Raw genomic sequence first — 22581 nt, 5'->3', positions numbered from 1 at the left:
ATGATAAAAAGGTTTTTTATTTTGTCCAGTTTATGTATGGTTTTGGGGGTATCTGCCCAGAACTCGCACACCGTTGTAAAAGGAGACAATCCTTATAATATTGCAAAAAAATACGGGATTACTGTAGATGAACTGCTAAAGCTGAACCCAAAATTCAAAGACGGTAAGCTGGCTATAGGAGACGTGGTTATGGTAAAAGCTGAAAAGCATACTGCTCCGGCTGCCAAACCTGCAGTCGTGGAAAAAGCAAAACCAGGTCATGCAAATGCTCAGGTTGGAAAAATTATTCTTCAGCCTAAACAAACGATTTACGGAATTACAAAACAATACCGTATTTCTGAAACCGATTTAAGAAAGCTGAATCCGGAACTTGACGCCCATATGAAAATAGGGGATGAGATTACTTTACCTCTTGAAAGTATCAAAAAGTATGGCGGAGAACAGCAGGCGGTTCCTGCGGCTGTAGTTACTAAATCTACAGAAACTCATACAGAGACATCCGCGGCAGTTACAACACCTGCAGAAGGAGAAGCGTATGTGATCCAGTCAAAAGATAATTATTACAGAATTACAAAACAGTTTGGAATTAGCCAGCAGGAACTTTTTGCCTTGAATCCGGGATTGGAAGAAAAAGGCCTTAAGCCGGGCGAAACCATCAAAATAAAAAGAACAAATACGGATGCGGCTGTGGTTTCCGAACCCGTAAATCCGAAAACAAAAATAGATTCAGGAAGCGAAAAATCTACAGCAACTGTAACTGCTGTGGCAGATGATTACGTTACCTACACCGTTCAGCAAGGAGATACTGTATTCTCTATCGTTAATAAATTCGGTGTTTCAATCGATGAGCTGATTGCTCTGAATCCCGATCTTTCCAAAGGACTGAAAACCGGAATGGTCTTAAAGATCAAAAAGCAGGATCCGGCTTATGTGAAAAAGAGTGGAGATGCATTGAGCGTTGTTTTAATGCTTCCTTTCGGATACAGTACCAATGAAACCCAGTACAGAGCAATGGCGCTGGATTTCCTTACCGGAGCTAAACTGGCGATTGAAAGAAATGCAAGAGGCGGTCAGAAGCTTGATATCAAAATTGTGGATTCAGGAAACGAAGCCTCATTTAAAAATTCAATGGCCCAGATCAATCCGGATAATACAGACCTTATCATCGGCCCATTCTTTAAATCCAATGTGATTGATGTTCTTGATTTTACCAAAAATCAGAAAATACCGGTTGTAGCACCTTTTGCGAATTCTCCCGAACTCTACAATTATAATAACCTGATCATCGTTGAAACCAATGACCAGACCTATGCAGATAAAATTGTTGAAGAAGTAAAAGCGGTATATTCGGATCAGAAAATATATGTAGTGGCAGACAGCAAAAAAGAAATTGCAAACTACATTAAAGGAGGTCTTGAAAAAGCAGTTAAAAATCCAAATATAATGGTAGTAAACTCTCCCGCAGAAATTCAGTTGGATCAGAATATGATGACAGGACAATCCGCTCCGGTTATTGCTATTCTGGCCAGCGATAACGATGCTGCCGGAGAAGCTTTTGCCAATAAAACAATTGCTCTTTCCAAAGAAGTACAGGGAGTAAAAGCATTCAGCATGTACTATTCTCCTGTTTTCGAGAAGAAAGTAGATGAGCTGAGCCAGGCAAGCCTTGTGTATCTGATGGACAGAAAGATTAATGCAGATGGTAGTTTCGAGAAAGAAATCTTAGCTGCCTATAAAAGTAAATACTGCAAAATACCTCCAAAATATGCCATCGTAGGCTTTGATGTCGTGAATGACATGCTGACCAGAGAAAATAAAAAAGGAGAAATCTTTAAGCAGATGAATAAAGTTCAGACCCAGCTTGCTACCAAGTTTGAATTTGTAAAATCTAAAGCAAACGGGGCCTATGTAAACACCGGTTACCGAGTGATAAGATTAGTTCCTTAACCGATTTATGCCTTTTTAAAAGGATATTTTTAACATTATCTTTATATTTGCATAATATTTAATTCAATACATGAAAGCACTTGTATTTCCTGGGCAGGGTTCTCAGTTCGTAGGAATGGGAAAAGAATTGTACGATTCTAGAAAAGACATAAAGGACTTAATGGAATCTGCCAATGAAATTTTAGGTTTCGATATTCTTTCCTTGATGTTCAATGGTACGGATGGAGATCTTAAGAAAACAGAGGTTACCCAGCCTTCAATCTTTATACATTCAGTAGCTGCTTTAAAAGCAGTGAACGGTCTTGGAGCCGAAATGGTTGCAGGACATTCTTTAGGAGAATTTTCAGCCTTAGTCGCCAATGGAGTTTTATCCTTTGACGACGGCCTGAAATTAGTATTCGAGAGAGCAAAAGCAATGCAGGAAGCCTGTGATGCCAATCCAAGCTCTATGGCTGCAATTTTAGGTCTTGAAGACGCTAAAGTTGAGGAGATCTGTGCACAGATCAGCGGTATTGTGGTACCTGCCAATTACAACTGTCCCGGACAATTGGTAATTTCAGGAGAAACGCCAGCTGTAGAAGAAGCATGCATAAAGCTTAAAGAAGCAGGAGCAAAAAGAGCTTTGTTACTTCCTGTAAATGGAGCCTTCCATTCTCCGTTAATGCAACCGGCACAGGAAAGACTGGCAGCAGCCATTGAAAAAACAAAATTCAGAAAAGCAACTATTCCGGTTTACCAGAATATTACGACTACAGCCGTGATTAATCCTGAGGAGATCAAGCAAAACCTGATCGCTCAGCTTACAGGTCCTGTAAAATGGACACAGTCTGTTCAGAATATGATCAAAGACGGAGCCTCTAATTTCGTAGAAGTTGGTCCTGGAAAAACCCTACAGGGATTGATCAAGAAAATTGACGCTTCTGTAGATGTTGCTTCTGCAATCTAATTAAAAAAATATGAGCGGAATATTTTCACCGGGAAAGCTTATGCTTACTTCAGAATATTTCGCGATAGACGGAGCTCTTGTCCTGGCGGTACCAACCAAGCTTGGACAAGAGTTTTTTTTTGATGAAAAAGACGACGAAAAATCCTTGATCTTTTGGGAAGCCCATCATCAAAACAAATTATGGCTGAAGGCCGTCATTGATTATAAAAAATGGCAGATCCTCGAAACCAATCTTTCTTCAAGCGCTGAATTTATTCTGAGAACCCTTCAAAATGTTCAGCAGCTTTCTAAATCTAAATTTAAGAGCGATCATACTTATTATCTGAAGACTAATCTTCAGTTTCCTGCAGACTACGGGCTGGGTAGCAGTTCTACTTTAATGAACAATCTTTCAGTGTGGGCGGATATTGATCCTTTCCATCTCAACAGCATAAGTCTGGGCGGAAGCGGCTATGATATTGCGGTTGCAAAAGAGAAATCTGCTGTTCTTTTCAGAAGTAAACCTGAAGTAAGCTATGAAAAAGCAGACTTTAATCCACCATTTAAAAATGAGTTGATTTTTATTCATCTAAATCAGAAGCAGGACAGCCGTGAAGGGATCAATTTTTACAAGTCAAAACAAAAGTCACAGATACTCGTTGATGAATTTTCGGATATCACAAGAAAAGTTTTGTTATGCAAAGAATTGGAAAAATTTTCTGAACTGATGATGATTCATGAGCAAAAAATTTCAAAATTCCTTGAAATACCCACAGTTATGCAGAGGTTTTTTTCAGACTGTCCCGTTTTTGTCAAAAGTTTGGGAGCCTGGGGCGGAGATTTTGTAATGAGTGCCAAATTTCACGGCTATGAGGACTATTTTTGGGGAAAAGGTTTCAATACTGTTTTCGAATGGTGTGATATAATTGATTTATAATCAATAATTTACAATCCTGTTTTTTTATTTGTCATTCTGACTTATATCATTATATTTAAACCACCTTTAACAAATAATTAATATTAATTTTGTTGAGCCCAATAAAGAAATAGAAAATATAAGTAAAATGAAACACGCTAAAATCATCCAGGATTTAGAAAAATTAGGGATTAAAGGGAATTATGAAGTCGTCTATAACCCGTCTTACGAAGAGTTATATCAGGCTGAGGTAGCTCCTGAAAATCAAGGCTTTGAGAAAGCTGAACTTACGGAATCTGGTGCAGTATCAGTAAAAACCGGAATTTTCACAGGTCGTTCACCTAAAGACAGATACATAGTTCAGGATGATGTTACAAGAGACACAATTTTCTGGGATGGGAAAGTAAACCTTCCTACTACAGCAGAAAATTTTGATGCTTGTAAAGGATTAGTGCTGAACCAGCTTTCTGAAGCTAAAAAAATCTATGTCGTTGATGCTTTTTGTGGTACCAATACAGATACCAGATTAAAAGTAAGATTTATTGTAGAAGTAGCGTGGCAGGCGCATTTCGTTACTAATATGTTTATCCGCCCGTCTCACTACGAGCTTGAAAACTTTGGAGAGCCGGATTTCACAGTAATCAATGGTTCCAAAACCACCAACCCGAACTGGGAAGCTCAGGGACTGAATTCTGAGAACTTCATTATGTTCAACCTTACTGAAAAACTACAGATCATCGGAGGTACTTGGTACGGAGGTGAAATGAAGAAAGGGATGTTTGCCATGATGAATTATTACCTTCCATTGAAAGGAATGGCTTCCATGCACTGTTCTGCCAACGTAGGTGAAGAAGGTGATGTAGCGCTTTTCTTCGGTCTTTCCGGGACTGGAAAAACAACTTTATCCGCGGATCCTAAGAGATTCCTGATTGGTGATGATGAGCACGGTTGGGATAATAATGGTGTATTCAACTATGAAGGAGGATGTTATGCTAAAGTTATTGACCTTTCAGAAGAAAAAGAACCGGATATTTTCAGAGCGATCAAAAGAGATGCACTTCTTGAAAACGTAGTGGTAAACAACGGAATTGCTGACTATAAAGACGGATCTATCACAGAAAATACAAGAGTATCTTACCCGATTTATCATATCAACAAAATTGTTCTTCCTTCTAAGGCAGGACATGCTAAAAAGATCGTTTATCTTTCTGCCGATGCATTTGGAGTATTGCCTCCGGTTTCTATTTTAGATGAAAACCAGGCACAATACCACTTCCTTTGCGGGTACACTTCCAAACTGGCGGGTACAGAAAGAGGAATTACTGAACCGGAACCATCTTTCTCTCCTGCGTTCGGAGAAGCTTTCCTTACCCTTCACCCAACCATGTATTCTAAAACATTGATCGGAAAAATGAAGGAGCACGGAGCTAAAGCTTACCTGGTAAATACGGGATGGAACGGAACTGGAAAGAGAATTTCTCTTAAAGATACCAGAGCAATCATTGATGCAATCATTGACGGTTCTATTGAAAATGCTCCTAAAGCTCAGGTTCCGATTATGAACCTTGAAATTCCTACACAGCTTCCAAATGTTTCTGAAGGCATCCTGGATCCTAGAGAAACATACAGCAGTGCTGCAGAATGGGAAGAAAAAGCAAGAGATCTTGCGACAAGATATATCAAAAACTTTGAACAGTATTGCGATACTGAAGAAGGGAAGAAGTTAATTGTTTCAGGACCACAGCTTCAGCAGCAGACTACTTAATACAGCAAAAGCCTCATCACCCGATGAGGCTTTTTATTTTAATGATATCAGAAATGTCATGCTGAGCGGAGCCAAAACATCTTATCCAAAAACATTGCAATTCTGTTTATTATTTCAAGCTTAAAATCGCTAGTCTGTACCCATCCATTCCAAAGCCGGACAATACCGCATCCGTATTAGCTGCCGTAACAGATTTCTGACGGAATTCCTCTCTTTTGTAAATATTACTGATATGAACCTCTATTTTCAGTTTTCTGATGTTTTTCAGGCAATCCGAGATAGCATACGAATAATGAGTATAGGCTCCGGGATTAATTACCAAAGCATCAAAGTCATCTTCCTGTAACCTGTTGATAATCTCTCCTTCAATGTTGGACTGATAATAACTTAATTCATGAGATGGAAATTCAGTTTTTAATTTTTCCAAATAATCCTCCATAGAAATATTTCCATAGATTTCAGGTTCTCTTGTTCCCAGTAAATTAAGGTTCGGGCCGTTTATAATTAAAACTTTCATGTTATAAATTTAAATAGTTTAGTTTGATTATAGAACTTTTTTTTGTACTAATTATCCATTTTGATTCTTTGTATTATATGTAATGATATTTGTCATGTTTAAATATTTCGTAATTCTATAACTCTTTGAAATTCTAAGTTTTGAATAAAATTTAAGTTAATTTTTGGAAATATTTCATAATAAAATTTAAAGTCTACTTGTTTTGTAGACTAATTGTTTTTAGATTTGCAAACATATTTCGATCGGCTTATAAAGAAAGATGGAGGGAACTGACCCTGTGAAATCTTAACAACCTGCCCTGGGCAAGGTGTTACATTCAGCCTATAAAGGAAAAATAAGCACTTGGTTTATCGTATTGAGCGATGCCCTTTGCTGTCTTTTCTGCAAAGGGCAAGTTTTCAATATATGATAAATAAAATTGATTATGATTAGTAAAAATTTAATTAATTCTAAAGTTTGGATTCCACCTGTTGCTGTATTTTTCTTAGGAATAATGGGCGTACAGGCTCAGACCCAAACTAAAAAAGATACGGTTAACGAAAAGGAAATCGATGAAGTGGTTGTCATTGCTTATGGTAAGGCTAAAAGAACAAGTTATACCGGTTCAGTAGCTACCATATCCAGTGATAAAATCAATAACAGACCGGTTACCAATATTACAAAAGCGCTGGAGGGGCAGGTTCCGGGAATTCAGGCAGTAAGTGCCTCCGGACAGCCGGGTTCTACTGCTTCTGTGAGAATAAGAGGGGTTGGCTCCATAAGTGCTTCAAGTGATCCGTTGTATGTGGTAGACGGAATTCCTTTTGACGGAAACATCAATTCCATCAGCCCCAATGATATTGAATCCATCAGTGTTTTGAAAGATGCAACGGCAAGTTCATTATATGGTTCAAGAGGAGCTAACGGGATTATTATCATCACAACAAAATCTGGTAAGAAAGGAGAATCAAGAATCAATTTTAATATCAGTCAGGGATTTTCCAGCAGAGCGGTAAAGGATTATAAGCAGGTAAGCACGGATCAATATTTTCAGCTGTATTGGGAAGCATTGAGAAACGGGTATAAATCGGGACAGATCACTTCTCAGCAGGCAGCACAGATGGCGAGTGATAACCTGACAACTGCTTTGGGAATCAATCCTTACGGAGCTGGTTTTCCCAACCCTGTAGGGACAGACGGAAAGCTTGTTCCCGGAGCAAAAGCATTGTGGAATGATGACTGGAGAGATATTCTTCAAAGAACAGCTTCCAGAAGCCAGGTGGATTTTGATATCAGTGGAGGCAGCGAGAAAAGCAATTATTTCTTTTCATTAGGATATCTTGATGACAAAGGAATTGCTATAGAATCTGGATTTCAAAAATTTTCCACCAGGTTAAAAATTAATTCGGAAGTAAAAAAATGGCTGAATGCAGGTGCTAATTTAAGCTATACCAACAGTATTCAGAATGCGCCGCCGTCTTCAGATTCGAGAACAGACAATATCATTAATGCGGCAAGGGTAATTCCGTCTTTCTATCCGTATTATGAAAGAAATGCAGATGGAAGCTATGTGCTGGATGCTGGAGGAAATAGAATTTATGATTTCGGGAAATACCGGCCTACAAGTGCATTGCAGAATCAAAATGCAGCGGCAACACTGCCTCTGGATAAGAACGAGAATAAAGAAGACAATTTCTCAGGAAAAGGTTTTTTAGATTTTACTTTCCTTCCGGAGCTGAAATTTAAAACTAGCTTTTCTGTTGATTTGGTGAACTATAACGGTCATTACTATTCAAATCCTCTTATCGGAGAAGGCAGTGAGATCGGTGGTTCTGTAACGAAATCAAACAGTAGAACATTATCTTATACAACCAGTAATATTCTGACTTTCGATAAAAAATTCGGGAAGCATCACCTTAATGTTTTAGGAGGACAGGAATTCTATAAATATGATTACCAGACGATATCCGGTTCCAGAAGCCAGTTTTCGCTTCCTTACTATTATGAGCCTGATGCAGCAGCTCTGTTGGGAAGCTTTAGTGGTAACAGCGACAAATTCTCTTTGTTGAGTTTCCTCGGAAGAGCGGAATATGATTTTAACAATACTTACTTTTTATCAGTATCCGGAAGGGCAGACGGTTCTTCAAGATTCTTTGCAGATAACCGATGGGGAAAATTCTGGTCAGTAGGAGCTTCATGGAAAGTTTCAAATGAAGATTTTATCAAGAACCTAAATGTCTTCAACCAATTGACACTGCGAGCAAGTTATGGCGGACAGGGGAATGATAAATTAAGAAGACCTAACGGATCCTCTCTTTACTATGCTTATCAGGAATTGTATAAATTTTATAATAATCTTGGCGAGCCGGGAACTGTTCTGGAAAAAGTACAGACCAATGATGTGAAATGGGAAACCAATCTTAATTTAAACGTAGGTCTTGAATTTGCCGTTCTTAATAACAGGGTGAAAGGGAATATAGAATATTTTAAACGTAAGAGCCAGGATCTTTTGTTTAATATGCCGGTTGCCCCATCTCTGGGAATCAGTGATTTCCCTTTTAATGTAGGAACAATACAGAACACAGGCTTTGAATTTTCACTTTTCACAACACCGGTTAAAAATGATAATTTCCAATGGAATGTGGATGTTAATCTAAGTACCCTGACCAATAAAATAACGAAGCTTCCTAAAGGATCTGTCATTACGGGAACCAAACGTCTTGAAGTAGGTGGTTCTATTTATGATTTCTTTATTCCTGAATGGATGGGAGTAGATCCATCCAACGGAAAACCTCTCTGGAGATACATTTACCAGGATTCGAATGGAAATACAGTGGACGGAACCACTTCCGAATATGCAAAAGCAACCAAAACAGTACAGGGATCGGCGTTGCCTAAAGTAATGGGAGGGGTTACCACGAGTATTGCTTATAAAAACTTTGATCTTTCAGGATTGCTGACGTTCAGCATTGGAGGGAAAATCCTTGATACGGATTATACATCATTAATGTCTAACGGAAGCGCCGGGGGACGTGCATGGAGTGCAGAAATGCTGAACAGATGGACTCCGGAAAACCCCAATACCGATGTTCCTGCGTTAAGTACAACAACGAATAACTGGACTTCCACTTCTTCAAGATTCTTATATTCCGGAACCTATGCCAGACTTAAAAATGTGAGCCTGGGCTATACACTTCCTTCTGATTATTTTGAAAAATTAGGACTGAAAAAATTCAGAATCTATGTTCAGGCAGAAAACCTTTTGACTTTTTACAAGCATAAAGGAATGGACCCGGAACAGGCACTGGATGGAACAACCTATTACAGATATCCTGCCATGAGAACGATAACTTTCGGTCTTCAGGCGACTCTTTAACCTATTAAAATTGAAACAATGAAACAATTAAAATATATATCTTTTGCCCTGATCGCAGCATGGTCACTGACAAGCTGTGAAAACGAACTGGAAACGGCTCCTACAGATCAGGCTAACGGTGCAGAGGTTTTCAAAACGGCCGAAAGCGCAGAAACGGTAATCAATGGTGCCTGGGCAAAACTGAATGATGACGGGCCCACTTATGCCAATATCGGTTACTCAACAGTCTTGAGGACAAGTGATGCCATGGGAAGTGATGTAGCGGTTCTGACCAATAAATACGGATTTCCGTCTGCCTATGCTTTTACGGAAATGATCAACAATACAGCTTCAAGACCGCAGTTTATATGGTCGACATTATATTCAACCATTAATAATATGAATAATGTGATCACCCGTATTGACCAGACCGAGGGAAGCCAGGAGAAAAAGAACCAGGTAAAAGGGCAGGCTAAAGCATTGCGGGCCTTCTGTTATCTGAATCTGGCCAGCTTTTACCAGTTCAGCTATTTAAAAGACAAAACAGCTCTTACAGCACCTATCTACACACAGCCTTCAACAATCGGTTCAGTTCCGAAGAAGAGAGCAAGTCTGGAGGAAATTTATACCCTGATTAAAAGCGACCTTACGGAAGCAGATAATTTATTGGACAATTATACCAGGAATAATAAAGATAAGATCAATAAAGCTGTGGTAAACGGACTTTTAGCCAGAACTTATCTGAATACCGGTGAATGGAGTAAAGCGGTTGCGGCTGCAAAGGTTGCCAGAACAGGTTATCCGCTAATGACAGCTGAAAAATATAAGGAGGGTTTCAATGACATCAGCAACGGTGAATGGATCTGGGGACATGGACAAACTCAGGAGCAATCAGGGGCAAGCTATGCTTTCCACTATCTGGATGTGTCTTCTTCGGGAAGTTATTACTACAGTTTTATGGCAGATCCGTTTTTCAAAAATTTATTTGATACCAATGATATCAGATCCCAGCTGTTTCAGTGGGATGGTCTGCCGGGTAGGGAAGGTCTTTTGAGATATTCCAAGTTTAAATTTAAAACAGGTCTTATCGCAGATATTGTACTGATGAGAGCTGCAGAAATGTACCTGATCGAAGCTGAAGCAGAGGCAAGAAACGGAAATATTACCAATGCCGTTACAGTTTTAAATGAATTGAAAACAACTAGAAATGCCAATCCTTACACTGGAACTCTTGCCCAGAATGATGTAGTAAAAGAAATCCTGATTGAAAGAAGAAAAGAACTTTTCGGGGAAGGATTCTCTCTTTCAGATATTATCAGAACGCAGGGGACAGTGGTGCGAAAGCCTTATGTAGATGCCAGTGGCCAACCGATAAAAGTACAGGTTACCACTCCGGACGGAACGGTAAAAACGGTGAATGGTAGAGGACATTCTGTCTTTAATTTTCCGGACCAGACTGCTTTTGGGGCGAATAGTAAGTATTATCTATTTAGTATTCCGCAGAAGGAGATTGAGAATAATCCGAATTTGTAGTTGTTTAGATTTGATTTTTTTAAAGCCGTAATGTTCAAACATTACGGCTTTTCTATTAAACTAATTGGTATTAATAACTTGAAGGAGTTTTGGATAGTCACCATCTTGTCCAAAATTTTCTGTATTTGCATTGGTTCCGACGATATGCTTTTGATGACAATCAAAGCATATTTTTGCTATCCCAATAATTGCTTTTTGTTTTTTGAAAATCAAAATATCCCGATAAATAGGAATACATGCATATTCAATATTTTCACTTACAGTCTTTTCAATAAATATTTCATTGATTTTTTTTAAGTTTTGAGTTTTTATTACTGATTTTTTGAAACCAATTTTTTCCAGACTTTTTATAAACTCCGTATCATTTATATCCTTGGGAGTCTTGTTAATAAGTATGTCAAGTTTTAACTGATCTTTTTTTGAGCGATTCTGACTACTATCTAAAATCATAACTGCATTTTCATCAATACTAATATGATAATGATCTATCGCATCATAATCAAAGTATAGTTTTCCATGCTTTGGAATGAATTTTTGTTCAACAGGTTTATTTGATTGCTGTCTATTTATACTGCTATGTTCTTTTTTACAACCTAAAAAGAAGCTAAGAATGGCTAATAGCAGAAGCCTCAACTTTAATATTGTTTCATCTTTCCATCTAAGTTTTATCATGATTTTTATTTTTTATAAAACTCCCTGTAAAAATTCGTTTTATAGGTTTTCAGAAGAAGTAATATGACTTTCAATCTTATTTTCAATTTTAGTAAAAATAGAATTATCATCATTTTTAATACATTCTATTTCATTGAAACCATCCTTCTCTGAACTGAATGTTAGTGTTGATTTATGTATAAGTAAATTATTCTCAAAATAGCAATCACTCATTTTTGACTTTGAAGAAATATATAATTTGTAAATAGTGTCTAAATCTTCTTGTGTAAGCTTTATATATAATTTTATACTTTTATCTAAATCATTTTTAGAATATTTCTTGTATTCATATATTCCAGTTGAGCTGTTGTAAACACGTTCTTCCTGAATAACTCCTAAGTCATAATCTGCGGTATGATATATAAAGTCTTTTTTACTTTGCTCTGAGCTGTACAAGCTTGAAAAGCATTAAATAAAATTATTATGTATATATAATTCTTCATAACTGATGAGAATAATTACTCCCAAAAATAAAGAAAATATACCGCTCTTTCAAAAAACACTGCAATGTCAAGAATATATTAAATACCCCATATAAATCTCCCGTTTTAGAAAAAAACTTTACCTTTGTCCATATGAACCTGTTAAGATGGATACTCGCATTCTATTTCATGGCATTATCACTGATGCCCTGCGAAGATGTACACCGTCCTTCAGGGCCTTCAGAAATCAAACTATCATTCAATATTCAGGAATCCCATTCAAAAGATAAAGGAGATATCTGTTCACCAATGTGTACATGCAGTTGCTGTCAAATGACGGTATCTTCTTTCAAAATGGATTCATTGTTTGAAATTCCAAGCCATGTTCAGGCTTACTTTTCAAAGAAAATTCTTTTCCAGAAAAACAATTTTGCTTACCAGATGTACGACCATATCTGGCAACCTCCTAAAATTTAATTTTATTGATTATTAGAAAGTTAGGCTTTCTATCTATTGAACTTTGCAATACCATTGCAGAGGTCTCCGTGATATTTTTGCAACGGCATTATCGTCGTATGCAGTTATTACCAATAAAAAATTAAATACAGATCGTGTTAGATAAAATCATAAAATTCAGTATCAAAAACAAGGTGGTAGTGGGTATCATGACCCTGCTTCTCATTATCTGGGGAGTATGGAGTGCTACAAGGCTACCCATAGATGCGGTTCCTGATATTACCAATAATCAGGTGCAGATCATCACAGTATGTCCTACACTTGCAGGACAGGAAGTGGAGCAGCTTGTTACCTTTCCTATAGAGCAGAGCATTGCCAATGTTCCGGATATTCAGGAAACCAGGAGTATTTCAAGATTCGGGCTTTCCGTGATCACCGGGGTATTCAAAGAAAATGTAGACGTTTATTTTGCCAGACAGCTGATCAATGAGCAGTTGAAGCTGGCCGTAGAAGAAATCCCCAAAGGAGTGGGAACGCCGGAACTTGCCCCTGTAAGTACAGGTCTTGGGGAAGTGTATCAGTATATTCTCCATCCGAAAAAAGGCAGCGAAAAAAAATATTCTGCCAAAGAGCTTCGCACCATGCAGGACTGGATTGTCAAAAGACAGCTGAACGGAACGCCGGGCGTTGCAGAAATCAACAGCTTCGGAGGAGAATTGAAACAATATGAAGTAGGGGTAAATCCTGACCGCCTTAAAGCAATGGGCGTAAGCATTTCCGATATCTTTACAGCCCTAGAAAAAAACAACCAGAATACCGGTGGGGCTTATATAGACAAAAAACCGAATGCCTATTTCATCCGTGGAATCGGTTTTGTAACCTCATTGGAGGACATTAAAAATATTTCCGTTAAAAATGAAACAGGAAGCGTTCCGATTTTTATAAAAGATGTTGCAGATGTGCGTCTTGGAAGTGCAGTACGTTACGGAGCACTGACCTACAATGGTAAAGTAGATGCGGTAGGCGGTGTTGTCATGATGTTGAAAGGAGCTAACAGTAACGATGTTGTCGGCCGCATTAAAGCTAAAATCCCAACTATTCAGAAATCACTTCCCGATGATGTGGTGATAGAACCATTCTTAGACAGAACAGATCTTGTAGGAAGAGCCATCAATACCGTAGAAAAAAATCTTATTGAAGGTGCGCTGATCGTTATTTTCGTCCTGGTGGTTTTCCTTGGCAACCTGAGAGCAGGATTGATTGTAGCGTCTGCCATTCCATTATCCCTTCTTTTTGCTTTGGGAATGATGAATGTTTTTGGAGTCAGTGCTAATTTGATGAGCCTCGGGGCCATAGATTTCGGATTGATTGTGGATGGCGCCGTAATCATTGTTGAAGCCACTTTACATCACTTAGGTGTAAGAAAATCGGTACGGAATCTTACCCAAAATGAAATGGACGAGGAAGTTTTCCTTTCCGCATCAAAGATCAGAAGCAGTGCGGCTTTTGGAGAAATTATTATCCTTATCGTTTATATCCCGATCCTTACACTGGCCGGAGTAGAAGGGAAAATGTTTACCCCGATGGCTAAAACAGTAGGATTTGCCATTTTAGGAGCGTTGATCCTTTCACTGACCTATATTCCGATGATGAGCGCCCTGTTCTTGTCCAAAAAGATTTCGCACAAAGAAACCTTTTCAGATAAGATGATGAACTTCCTGCAGAAGATCTATCAGCCGATTTTGCAGAAAGCTGTTAAAGTAAAATACATCATTGTTTCGGCCACAGTTTTCATTTTCGTCGTCAGTGCCTTTATTTTCAAAAATATGGGTGGCGAATTTATTCCGCAGCTGCAGGAAGGAGATTATGCATTCCACTGTATCCTGCCGCAGGGAAGTTCACTCAGCCAGAGTATCGAAACCTCCATGCAGGCTTCAAGACTTATCAAACAGTTTGATGAGGTGAAAATGGTTGTGGGAAAAACCGGTTCTGCTGAGGTTCCTACCGATCCTATGCCTCCCGAAGCCTCCGATCTGATTGTCGTTTTAAAACCACAAAAAGAATGGAAATCAAAAAAATCATACACAGAACTTGCTGATGAGATTAGTGAAAAATTAGAAACTATTCCCGGAGTGTTCTTTGAAAAGAACCAGCCGATTCAGATGCGTTTCAATGAGCTGATGACGGGGATCAGACAGGATGTTGCCGTTAAAATTTTCGGTGAAAACCTGGATTCGCTGTCTATTTATGCAGATAAAGTAGGAAAGATCATCCAGACCGTTGACGGTGCGACGGCTCCGCAGATTGAAAGAATAAGCGGACTTCCCCAAATCAACGTAGAATACGACAGAACGAGAATGGCCAATTATGGTTTAAATATAGAAGACGTAAACAATGCTGTAAGTACAGCCTTTGCCGGAAAAGCAGCCGGACAGGTTTTTGAAAACGAAAGGCGTTTTGATCTTGTTGTCCGTCTCGACAGCCTTCACAGAACGAATATCGATGATGTGAATAATTTAATGATCTCTACCGGGACAGGAGCACAGATTCCGCTTTCCCAGGTGGCTAATGTCAGCTATAAACTGGGGCCTGCACAGATCAGCCGTGAAGAAGGAAAAAGAAGAATTGTGATCGGTTTCAATGTAAAAGACCGCGATGTACAAAGTGTGGTGAAAGATATTCAGGCGAAATTAGATAAACAGATCAAGTTACCTTCCGGATATTATTTTACCTATGGCGGACAGTTTGAAAATCTGCAGGAAGCCAGCAAGCGTCTGATGATCGCGGTTCCGGTTTCCCTGTTTCTGATTTTTATGCTGCTCTATTTTACCTTCCACTCGTTTAAGCAGGCTGCCTTAATCTTTACAGCCATTCCGATGAGTGCTATCGGAGGAGTATTTGCCCTTCTTTTAAGAGATATGCCATTCAGTATCAGTGCCGGAATCGGGTTTATTGCCCTTTTCGGAGTCGCAGTTCTTAACGGGATTGTTTTGATCGGAACCTTTAACCAACTTGAAAAAGAGGGCGAAACAGATGTGTTGAAGAGAGTATATGAAGGAACGAAGACCAGATTAAGACCTGTTTTGATGACTGCGACAGTAGCTTCATTAGGATTCCTGCCTATGGCGATTTCTACAGGAGCGGGAGCTGAGGTACAAAAACCATTGGCGACTGTAGTCATCGGAGGATTGGTAACCGCTACATTCCTTACTTTATTTGTTCTGCCGATGCTCTATATTATTTTTAATTCAAAGATTCCACGAAAGATGAATAGAATTAAGCCCATCACTACAGTTATTGTTCTTGGATTTCTGATGTTCGGACAGACGTTCAGTGCGCAGACCAGACAGATTTCCGTAGATCAGGCCGTAGAAATGGCTGCCGAAAATAATCTGGTTTTAAAATCAAAAGATCTGAATATAAAATCTGCAGAAGCTTTGAAAGGCACAGCAAAAGAACTTCCCAAATTAAATTTTGAAGCACAGCTTGGGCAATACAACAGTCCGAAATTCGACCAGTCATTTGCCATTTCGCAGAGTATTCCTTTTCCTACGCTGTTCAAAGCAAGGAGAGAATTGATCACTGAAAATATAAAAAGCAGGCAGATCGATAAAGAAGTTTCGGCAAACGAACTTACAAAACAGGTAAGAACCTATTATTATCAGATCGAATACCTTCAGTACAATAAATTCAAACTGAAAGATCTTGACAGCCTTTATCAAGATTTTATCAGGATCGCGACCGTAAGATTTAAAGCAGGAGATATCAAGAAGATTGAAATTAATACAGCAGAAACCCAAAAAGGAGAAATCAATCTGCTGCTGAAACAGAATGAAGTGTATTTAAACAATGCCTATAAAAATTTAAAGACATTACTGAATACCTCCGAGAATTTCGAAGTTCCGTTTAAAAGCGATTATGAACCTTTGAAGACAGAAAATATTCTGGACAGTTCATCGGTAGCCAACAATCCTACGGTTAAAGCTTTTTATCATGAAATGGAAATGGCCGAAAAGAATAAAAATGTGGAAAAATCCCAGGGACTCCCTGAATTCAGCCTTGGCCTGACGAGCCAGTCACTGATAGGTTTACACACCAAAAACGGACAGGAGGAATTCTATAATGCAGGCGACCGTTTCAATTCATTTTCTGTTGGAGTTGCCATTCCGTTAACGTTTGGAGCAACAAAAGCAAGAATGCAGGCTCTGGAATATGAAAAATACGCCGCTGAAACCAATGCGAAGATGCAGCAGAAGCAACTTTCGACACAGCTTGAAAATGCTTTCGGGCAGTATCAGCAGGATATACAGCAGTATGAATATTATGTAAATCAGGCCATTCCGAACGCGGAAAAAATTGTTAAAGCTGCCCAGTTAGGCTACAAAACTGGGGAAATCTCTTACGTAGAATATCTTTTTGCCCTGCAGACTGCCACCAATATTCAGTTGAAATATTTAGAATCCATTCAGCAGGTCAACCAATCTGTAGTTACCATTAATTCAATTATCAATAAATAACATGAAAATAAAGCACAATATCATATATCTGACCGTCACGGCACTTTTACTTATAAGCTGCGGAAAAAAAGAAACGCCGGCAGAAAACCCCGAAGTAAAGACTGAAAAAGCTGAAGCCGGTCATGAAGAAGCAATGCAGACTATCGCTTCATTAACGGAAGCACAGATCAAATCGGTCGGAATATCTTTAGGTCCCATAGAAATGAAGGAACTTACGTCCACTGTCAAAGCCAACGGTCTTCTGAGAGTTCCCAATAATAATAAAGCCACCATCACCTCTCTGTACGGTGGAGTCATCAAAACCCTGAATGTACAGGTAGGAAGCATCGTAAAAAAGGGACAGGTGATCGCAACCATCGCCAATCCTGAATTTATCCGGCTACAGGAAGAATATCTCACGACGAACAGCAGAATTACCTATGCAGAGCAGGAATACAGAAGACAGCGTGAGCTTTTTGATAACGATGCAGGCGCCAAGAAAAACCTGCAGAGTTCAGATGCAGAGCTTAAAACCCTGAGAACGAAAAAAGCTTCCCTTCTGAGACAGCTTCAGATGATGGGAATCAGTCCGGGAAAAGTAAATAATGGGAATATGAGATCCGGATTGGTCATTACCGCACCAATCAGCGGAACCGTCAGCAGTATTTCAGCACAGATCGGAAGCTATGTAGATGTTTCGTCACCTGTAGCGGAGATTATTGATAACAACTCGATTCATCTTGATCTGCAGGTTTTTGAAAAAGATCTTCCTAAAATGAGAGTAGGGCAGATCGTGCATTTCAAGCTGACCAATAATCCTGAAACAGAATATGATGCCATGGTGTACAGTGTAGGGTCTTCCTTTGAAAACGAAAGTAAAACTGTTTCTGTACACGGGACAGTGACGGGTAATAAAGCAGGTCTGATCGATGGCATGAATATCACCGGGATTGTAAGCCTGGATAAAAATACAACGCCTGCCGTTCCTAATGAAGCTATCGTAGAGGCAGACGGAAAATATTACGTCTTCATCCGTACAGATAAAAAGCAGGAGGAGCATGAAGAGGAAGAAGGTGGAGACGATCACAAAAATGAGAAAGGAGAACCTGTCCAACATCAAAGAACCTTGAATTTTGAAAAAGTAGAAGTGATAAAAGGGACATCAGATATGGGTTATACAGCCATTACACCTGTAAAAGGAATTCCTGCTGATGCGAGAATTGTAGTGAAAGGAGCTTTTTTCATTAATGCTAAACTTTCCAATTCCGGTGGGCATGAGCATTAAAATAAGGAAATGCTCATTAATTTATAGGAACAGGCCAGAAAAACTACCGATTTTTATGCCTAAATTAGAGGGGTTTACGGTACGTTTTCAGAGGTCAGAATATAAAAAACATTCTAATATATTATTATTCAGTTATGCTGTTAAATAAAAAAATATCCATCTGGTATTTCATCCGTGAAATAAAAAATCAAATTCTGTATATGGGAATATTTGCCGTGTCCATAGGATTATTAGATCTTCTTCCATGGTTCCGGAAAATTTCACTTCCCCTTAATATTCCGGCCCTTTTGGGAACGGCTGTTTCATTGCTGCTGGCGTTCCGGACTTCCCAATCCTACGAAAGATGGTGGGAAGCCAGAACAGTCTGGGGTGCCATAGTGAATGACTCAAGGACGTTGATGAGGTTGATCATCCAGTTTTTTCCGGCAGGAGAAGATAAGATCATAAAAGAATTTGCAGAAAGGCAGATCATCTGGACCTATGCACTTGGTGAATCTCTGAGAAGACAGCCTTTTTCAGACAGAGTTCAGAATTATCTGGATGACCATCAGATCAAAGCGGCGAATATTCCGAATGCTCTTCTGGATGGACATTCCAGACAACTCACAGAAATTGCTTCTTCAAAAGGTCTAACGGATTTTCAGCAGATGCAGCTGAATGACATTATCACCAGGCTCTGCGACAGTATGGGAAAATGTGAAAGGCTGAAGAATACGGTTTTTCCAAGGTCATACAGTATTTTGCTGCATACCCTAATCTATGTTTTTGCAGCCATCCTTCCGTTTGGACTGGATGATTCTCAGCTGGCTGTTGAAATATTAATAACCTTCCTTATTCCGGTCATGTTTCTTGCGATTGAGAAAACATCCATTATCATGCAGGATCCTTTCGAAAACGGACCTGTAGATATACCTGTGACCGCATTGGCACAGACCATTGAAATTAATATTAAAGAAATGATAGGAGATCAGAATATTCCTGTTAAAAAAGATAATTCTTTGTATTACGAAATGTGATCCATTAAAATAATCGTACAAATGAAAAAAGATATAGAAACTAAACTCATCGATAAAAATACCAAGCCCACCAGCATGCGGATTCTGGTGTATGATTTTTTGAGTACACAGGAAGCGGCACTCTCCCTTTCAGAAGTGGAAAATCATTTTGATCATGCGGACAGGACTACCATTTACCGTACCTTGAAAACCTTCGAAGAAAAAGGAATTGTCCATAGCATTCAGGAAAATGCCACAACAAAATATAAATTATGCGATGACGGCTGTGATGAGAAAACACACAAAGACTGGCACCTGCACTTTTACTGCAAAATATGCAAGCAGACCACCTGCAGGGAAGATATTTCCTTTCCGGAAAATGTTCAGACCAATTTCAGAATCGATGAAATAAGACTTTTTGCCAAAGGAATCTGTGAGAACTGTCTCGAAAGTTTGCAATAGTATTGCATTGAGTATAGCCTTAATTTTACATTAAAATAGTATTTATGGAAGAATGTTGTAGCACAAAGCCTAAAAATAAAGAACCTCATACACACAATCATTCCGAAGGAGACGGACATGATCACTCCCATGATACAGGAGATAAAACACCTTTTCAGATGTTTCTTCCTGCTATCATCTCTTTCGTGCTGTTGCTGATAGGAATAGCATTGGACAATTATATAAAAACAGAATGGTTTACAGGCTGGGTGCGTTTGGTCTGGTATCTGGCGGCCTATATTCCTGTAGGATTTCCCGTATTAAAGGAAGCTTACGAAAGTATCGTTCACGGAGATGTATTCTCCGAATTTTTCCTGATGGGAATCGCTACAGTAGGCGCATTTGTGATCGGGGAATATCCCGAAGGTGTTGCTGTAATGCTTTTCTATTCTGTAGGAGAAGTATTCCAGGGAATGGCCGTTTCGAGAGCCAAAGGAAACATCAAAGCATTGCTGGATCAGCGTCCTGATGAGGTGACGATCGTTGAAGCCGGCCAGCCAAGAACCATTAAAGCCAGAGAAACCAAAATAGGAAATATCATCCAGCTGAAGCCTGGAGAAAAACTGGCTCTTGACGGTGAACTGATGACTGAATCCGCTTCATTCAACACCGCAGCGCTCACAGGTGAGAGTAAACCGGACACTAAAACAAAAGGAGAAGCCGTACTGGCTGGGATGATCAATATGAACAGCATTGCTCTCGTAAAAGTGAATACCGCTTACGAAGACAGTAAGCTGAGTAAAATTCTGGAACTGGTTCAAAACGCCACCGCACAGAAAGCTCCGACAGAATTATTCATCAGGAAATTTGCAAAAGTATACACCCCGATTGTTGTATTCCTTGCCATAGGAATCTGTCTTTTGCCTTATTTCTTTGTGAATGATTACCAGTTCAGAGACTGGCTGTACAGAGCCCTGATCTTCCTGGTGATCTCATGTCCTTGTGCATTGGTGATCTCTATTCCTTTAGGATATTTCGGAGGAATTGGAGCAGCAAGCAGAAACGGGATTTTGTTTAAAGGAAGTAATTTCTTAGACAGTATCGCAGAAATCCAGAATGTGGTGATGGATAAAACCGGAACTATGACGGAAGGTGTATTCAAAGTACAGGAAGTAAGCATTCAGCCTGAATTCAATAAAGAAGAGATCCTAAAATTAGTCAATGCCCTGGAAAGCAAAAGTACACACCCTGTAGCCACAGCAATCCATAATTATGCAGGAGAGATTGATCATTCTCTTCCCTTGGAAAATGTAGAAGAAATTGCAGGACATGGCTTAAAAGCTTCAGTTAATGGAAAAGAATTATTGGTAGGCAATTTTAAGCTGATGGATAAATTCAATATCAGCTACGATACCAATCACGCCAATATTGTCTACACGCTAATTGCCATAGCTTATGATAAAAAGTTTGCAGGCTACATCACCATTGCAGACAGTATAAAAAGCGATGCCAAAGAAACTGTTGACAACCTGCATAGAATGGGCGTAAAAGCCACTATGCTGAGCGGCGATAAAAGTACTGTTGTTAAATATGTGGCAGACCAACTGGGTATTGACAGTGCTTTTGGAGATCTCTTACCGGAAGACAAAGTCAATAAAGTAAAAGAAATCAAAGCCAAAAATCAAACCGTAGCCTTTGTAGGCGATGGCGTAAATGATGCTCCGGTAGTAGCACTTAGTGACGTAGGAATAGCTATGGGAGGCCTCGGAAGCGATGCCACGATTGAAACCGCAGATGTCGTTATCCAGGATGATAAACCGAGCAAAATCCCAATGGCGATCAATATCGGTAAGCAGACTAAAAAGATCGTTTGGCAGAATATTGTTTTAGCCTTTGCAGTAAAAGCTGTAGTCTTAGCGTTGGGGGCTGGAGGCCTTGCAACGATGTGGGAAGCCGTATTTGCAGATGTGGGAGTAGCGATGCTGGCTATTTTAAATGCGGTGAGGATTCAGAGGATGAAGTTTAATTAGGGAGTAGGGATAAAGGAGTAGGTTGCAGATAGTAGGTAGCAGGTGCTAAATAAAGGTTTTAGGCTGTAAGATAATTAGCATCCAAATTATTTTATCGGAGATAAAATCCTAGCGCCTTAAAACAGTCTTTTTGTAATCTCTTTCGCGCCTTTGCGATTAAAAACAATACATCATCCATTAAAAAAATATGAAACGCCAAACCTTATAGGTTTCCAAAACCTATAAGGTTTTTTATTACAGCAAAAAATCTGCGAAATCCCATAATCCGCGGGAGGAAAACTATCACAACTACAAGAAACCTTATTTTTCCCTAATCCCTAATCCCTAATCCCTAATCTAAAAATAATCAATGACATTCATCATAAATAATCCATAAACCCAATTTGAGTAGTATATTTGTAGAACAGAACTGATCATTGAGACTTTTTATTTCCATATTCATCATTTTTACCATTGCATTACGCCCAGTTTTGCCATTGGTGAACTATGCCGTGAACTATGATTATATTGTAAAAAACCTCTGTGAGAACAGAAATATTCCTCAGTCAACGTGTAAAGGGAAGTGCTACGTCAGCAAAGAATTGGCGAAAACGGAAAAGCAGTCCAATAATTCCCAGGTCATCAAAATATCCGTCCTGGATGTTTTTGTTTCCCACGATACCCTTTCATTTTTAGGTCAGAAAGAATCTGAGCCTGAAGATGAGGCTATACACTCAGATTATAGTATTGATCATGCTTCGGAATACTTTTCCAGGATATTCCATCCTCCTTTAGCTTAATTTCAACTATTCTTTTAGTTTTTAATCAA

16 protein-coding genes and 1 riboswitch are annotated in these 22581 nt (G+C 39.1%); of the genes, 13 read left to right on the top strand and 3 right to left on the bottom strand.

What is annotated here, in order from left to right; genetic code table 11:
- The 4 genes from V6R96_RS01340 (at position 1) to pckA (ending at position 5553) form a co-directional block, all read left to right on the top strand.
- On the top strand, positions 1 to 1947 hold the full coding sequence (locus V6R96_RS01340; protein WP_336377771.1) for a LysM peptidoglycan-binding domain-containing protein: 1947 nt from the start codon (positions 1 to 3) through the stop codon (positions 1945 to 1947).
- A gap of 70 nt (positions 1948 to 2017) precedes the next feature.
- Positions 2018 to 2893, top strand: coding sequence for an ACP S-malonyltransferase (gene fabD, locus V6R96_RS01335; RefSeq protein WP_111956933.1), 876 nt, complete (start codon positions 2018 to 2020; stop codon positions 2891 to 2893).
- Between the two features lie 10 nt (positions 2894 to 2903).
- Positions 2904 to 3809 carry a GYDIA family GHMP kinase gene (locus tag V6R96_RS01330; RefSeq protein ID WP_336377770.1) on the top strand — a complete coding sequence of 302 codons (906 nt, stop codon included), beginning with the start codon at positions 2904 to 2906 and terminating at the stop codon, positions 3807 to 3809.
- Between the two features lie 127 nt (positions 3810 to 3936).
- The gene (pckA, locus tag V6R96_RS01325) at positions 3937 to 5553 is read left to right on the top strand and encodes a phosphoenolpyruvate carboxykinase (ATP) (protein ID WP_336377769.1); all 1617 of its coding nucleotides are present in this window, start codon (positions 3937 to 3939) and stop codon (positions 5551 to 5553) included.
- Between the two features lie 109 nt (positions 5554 to 5662).
- Here the strand turns inward: pckA and V6R96_RS01320 are convergent, their stop codons facing one another.
- On the bottom strand, positions 5663 to 6070 hold the full coding sequence (locus tag V6R96_RS01320; RefSeq protein ID WP_336377768.1) for a type II 3-dehydroquinate dehydratase: 408 nt from the start codon (positions 6068 to 6070) through the stop codon (positions 5663 to 5665).
- 244 nt (positions 6071 to 6314) lie between these two features.
- Positions 6315 to 6411: riboswitch (SAM riboswitch) on the top strand.
- Between the two features lie 83 nt (positions 6412 to 6494).
- Between V6R96_RS01320 and V6R96_RS01315 the strand changes: the two genes are divergently transcribed.
- Positions 6495 to 9425, top strand: coding sequence for a TonB-dependent receptor (locus V6R96_RS01315; RefSeq protein ID WP_336377767.1), 2931 nt, complete (start codon positions 6495 to 6497; stop codon positions 9423 to 9425).
- An 18-nt stretch (positions 9426 to 9443) separates the two neighbouring features.
- Positions 9444 to 10937, top strand: coding sequence for a RagB/SusD family nutrient uptake outer membrane protein (locus V6R96_RS01310; RefSeq protein ID WP_336377766.1), 1494 nt, complete (start codon positions 9444 to 9446; stop codon positions 10935 to 10937).
- A gap of 60 nt (positions 10938 to 10997) precedes the next feature.
- On the opposite strand, the gene V6R96_RS01305 is transcribed toward V6R96_RS01310, so the two are convergent.
- The gene (locus V6R96_RS01305) at positions 10998 to 11609 is read right to left on the bottom strand and encodes a hypothetical protein (protein ID WP_336377765.1); all 612 of its coding nucleotides are present in this window, start codon (positions 11607 to 11609) and stop codon (positions 10998 to 11000) included.
- 39 nt (positions 11610 to 11648) lie between these two features.
- Positions 11649 to 12044 carry a hypothetical protein gene (locus V6R96_RS01300; protein ID WP_336377764.1) on the bottom strand — a complete coding sequence of 132 codons (396 nt, stop codon included), beginning with the start codon at positions 12042 to 12044 and terminating at the stop codon, positions 11649 to 11651.
- 179 nt (positions 12045 to 12223) lie between these two features.
- Here V6R96_RS01300 and V6R96_RS01295 point away from each other — a divergent pair, with 179 nt between their 5' ends.
- The 7 genes from V6R96_RS01295 to V6R96_RS01265 all read left to right on the top strand — a co-directional run bounded on the left by V6R96_RS01295 (position 12224) and on the right by V6R96_RS01265 (position 22552).
- Positions 12224 to 12547: a DUF6660 family protein gene (locus V6R96_RS01295; protein ID WP_336377763.1), complete on the top strand. Its 324-nt coding sequence runs from the start codon at positions 12224 to 12226 to the stop codon at positions 12545 to 12547.
- Positions 12548 to 12681: 134 nt separating this feature from the next.
- Positions 12682 to 17043, top strand: coding sequence for a CusA/CzcA family heavy metal efflux RND transporter (locus V6R96_RS01290; RefSeq protein WP_336377762.1), 4362 nt, complete (start codon positions 12682 to 12684; stop codon positions 17041 to 17043).
- A gap of 1 nt (position 17044) precedes the next feature.
- Complete coding sequence (locus V6R96_RS01285) at positions 17045 to 18307, top strand: efflux RND transporter periplasmic adaptor subunit (RefSeq protein WP_336377761.1); 1263 nt, start codon at positions 17045 to 17047, stop codon at positions 18305 to 18307.
- A gap of 134 nt (positions 18308 to 18441) precedes the next feature.
- Positions 18442 to 19323, top strand: coding sequence for a bestrophin family ion channel (locus V6R96_RS01280; RefSeq protein ID WP_336377760.1), 882 nt, complete (start codon positions 18442 to 18444; stop codon positions 19321 to 19323).
- Positions 19324 to 19344: 21 nt separating this feature from the next.
- Complete coding sequence (locus tag V6R96_RS01275) at positions 19345 to 19764, top strand: Fur family transcriptional regulator (protein ID WP_111956973.1); 420 nt, start codon at positions 19345 to 19347, stop codon at positions 19762 to 19764.
- 44 nt (positions 19765 to 19808) lie between these two features.
- Complete coding sequence (locus V6R96_RS01270) at positions 19809 to 21773, top strand: heavy metal translocating P-type ATPase (RefSeq protein WP_336377759.1); 1965 nt, start codon at positions 19809 to 19811, stop codon at positions 21771 to 21773.
- Positions 21774 to 22189: 416 nt separating this feature from the next.
- A complete protein-coding gene (locus V6R96_RS01265) occupies positions 22190 to 22552 on the top strand; it encodes a hypothetical protein (protein WP_336377758.1) in 363 nt (120 codons plus the stop codon).
- Positions 22553 to 22581: the final 29 nt, after the last annotated feature.

The sequence above is a fragment of the Chryseobacterium sp. CCNWLW53 genome (assembly GCF_037083525.1).
Taxonomy (GTDB): Bacteria; Bacteroidota; Bacteroidia; order Flavobacteriales; family Weeksellaceae; genus Chryseobacterium; species Chryseobacterium lathyri.
Note: the sequence above shows the minus strand (reverse complement) of the source record. Positions and strands in the feature narration are given on the sequence as shown.

What these genes read in the sequence shown, in the direction of transcription:
- V6R96_RS01340 (WP_336377771.1), top strand. Translation starts at nt 1, where the DNA reads ATGATAAAAAGGTTTTTTATTTTGTCCAGTTTATGTATGGTTTTGGGG.
- fabD (WP_111956933.1), top strand. Translation starts at nt 2,018, where the DNA reads ATGAAAGCACTTGTATTTCCTGGGCAGGGTTCTCAGTTCGTAGGAATG.
- V6R96_RS01330 (WP_336377770.1), top strand. Translation starts at nt 2,904, where the DNA reads ATGAGCGGAATATTTTCACCGGGAAAGCTTATGCTTACTTCAGAATAT.
- pckA (WP_336377769.1), top strand. Translation starts at nt 3,937, where the DNA reads ATGAAACACGCTAAAATCATCCAGGATTTAGAAAAATTAGGGATTAAA.
- V6R96_RS01320 (WP_336377768.1), bottom strand. Translation starts at nt 6,070, where the DNA reads ATGAAAGTTTTAATTATAAACGGCCCGAACCTTAATTTACTGGGAACA.
- V6R96_RS01315 (WP_336377767.1), top strand. Translation starts at nt 6,495, where the DNA reads ATGATTAGTAAAAATTTAATTAATTCTAAAGTTTGGATTCCACCTGTT.
- V6R96_RS01310 (WP_336377766.1), top strand. Translation starts at nt 9,444, where the DNA reads ATGAAACAATTAAAATATATATCTTTTGCCCTGATCGCAGCATGGTCA.
- V6R96_RS01305 (WP_336377765.1), bottom strand. Translation starts at nt 11,609, where the DNA reads ATGATAAAACTTAGATGGAAAGATGAAACAATATTAAAGTTGAGGCTT.
- V6R96_RS01295 (WP_336377763.1), top strand. Translation starts at nt 12,224, where the DNA reads ATGAACCTGTTAAGATGGATACTCGCATTCTATTTCATGGCATTATCA.
- V6R96_RS01285 (WP_336377761.1), top strand. Translation starts at nt 17,045, where the DNA reads ATGAAAATAAAGCACAATATCATATATCTGACCGTCACGGCACTTTTA.
- V6R96_RS01280 (WP_336377760.1), top strand. Translation starts at nt 18,442, where the DNA reads ATGCTGTTAAATAAAAAAATATCCATCTGGTATTTCATCCGTGAAATA.
- V6R96_RS01275 (WP_111956973.1), top strand. Translation starts at nt 19,345, where the DNA reads ATGAAAAAAGATATAGAAACTAAACTCATCGATAAAAATACCAAGCCC.
- V6R96_RS01270 (WP_336377759.1), top strand. Translation starts at nt 19,809, where the DNA reads ATGGAAGAATGTTGTAGCACAAAGCCTAAAAATAAAGAACCTCATACA.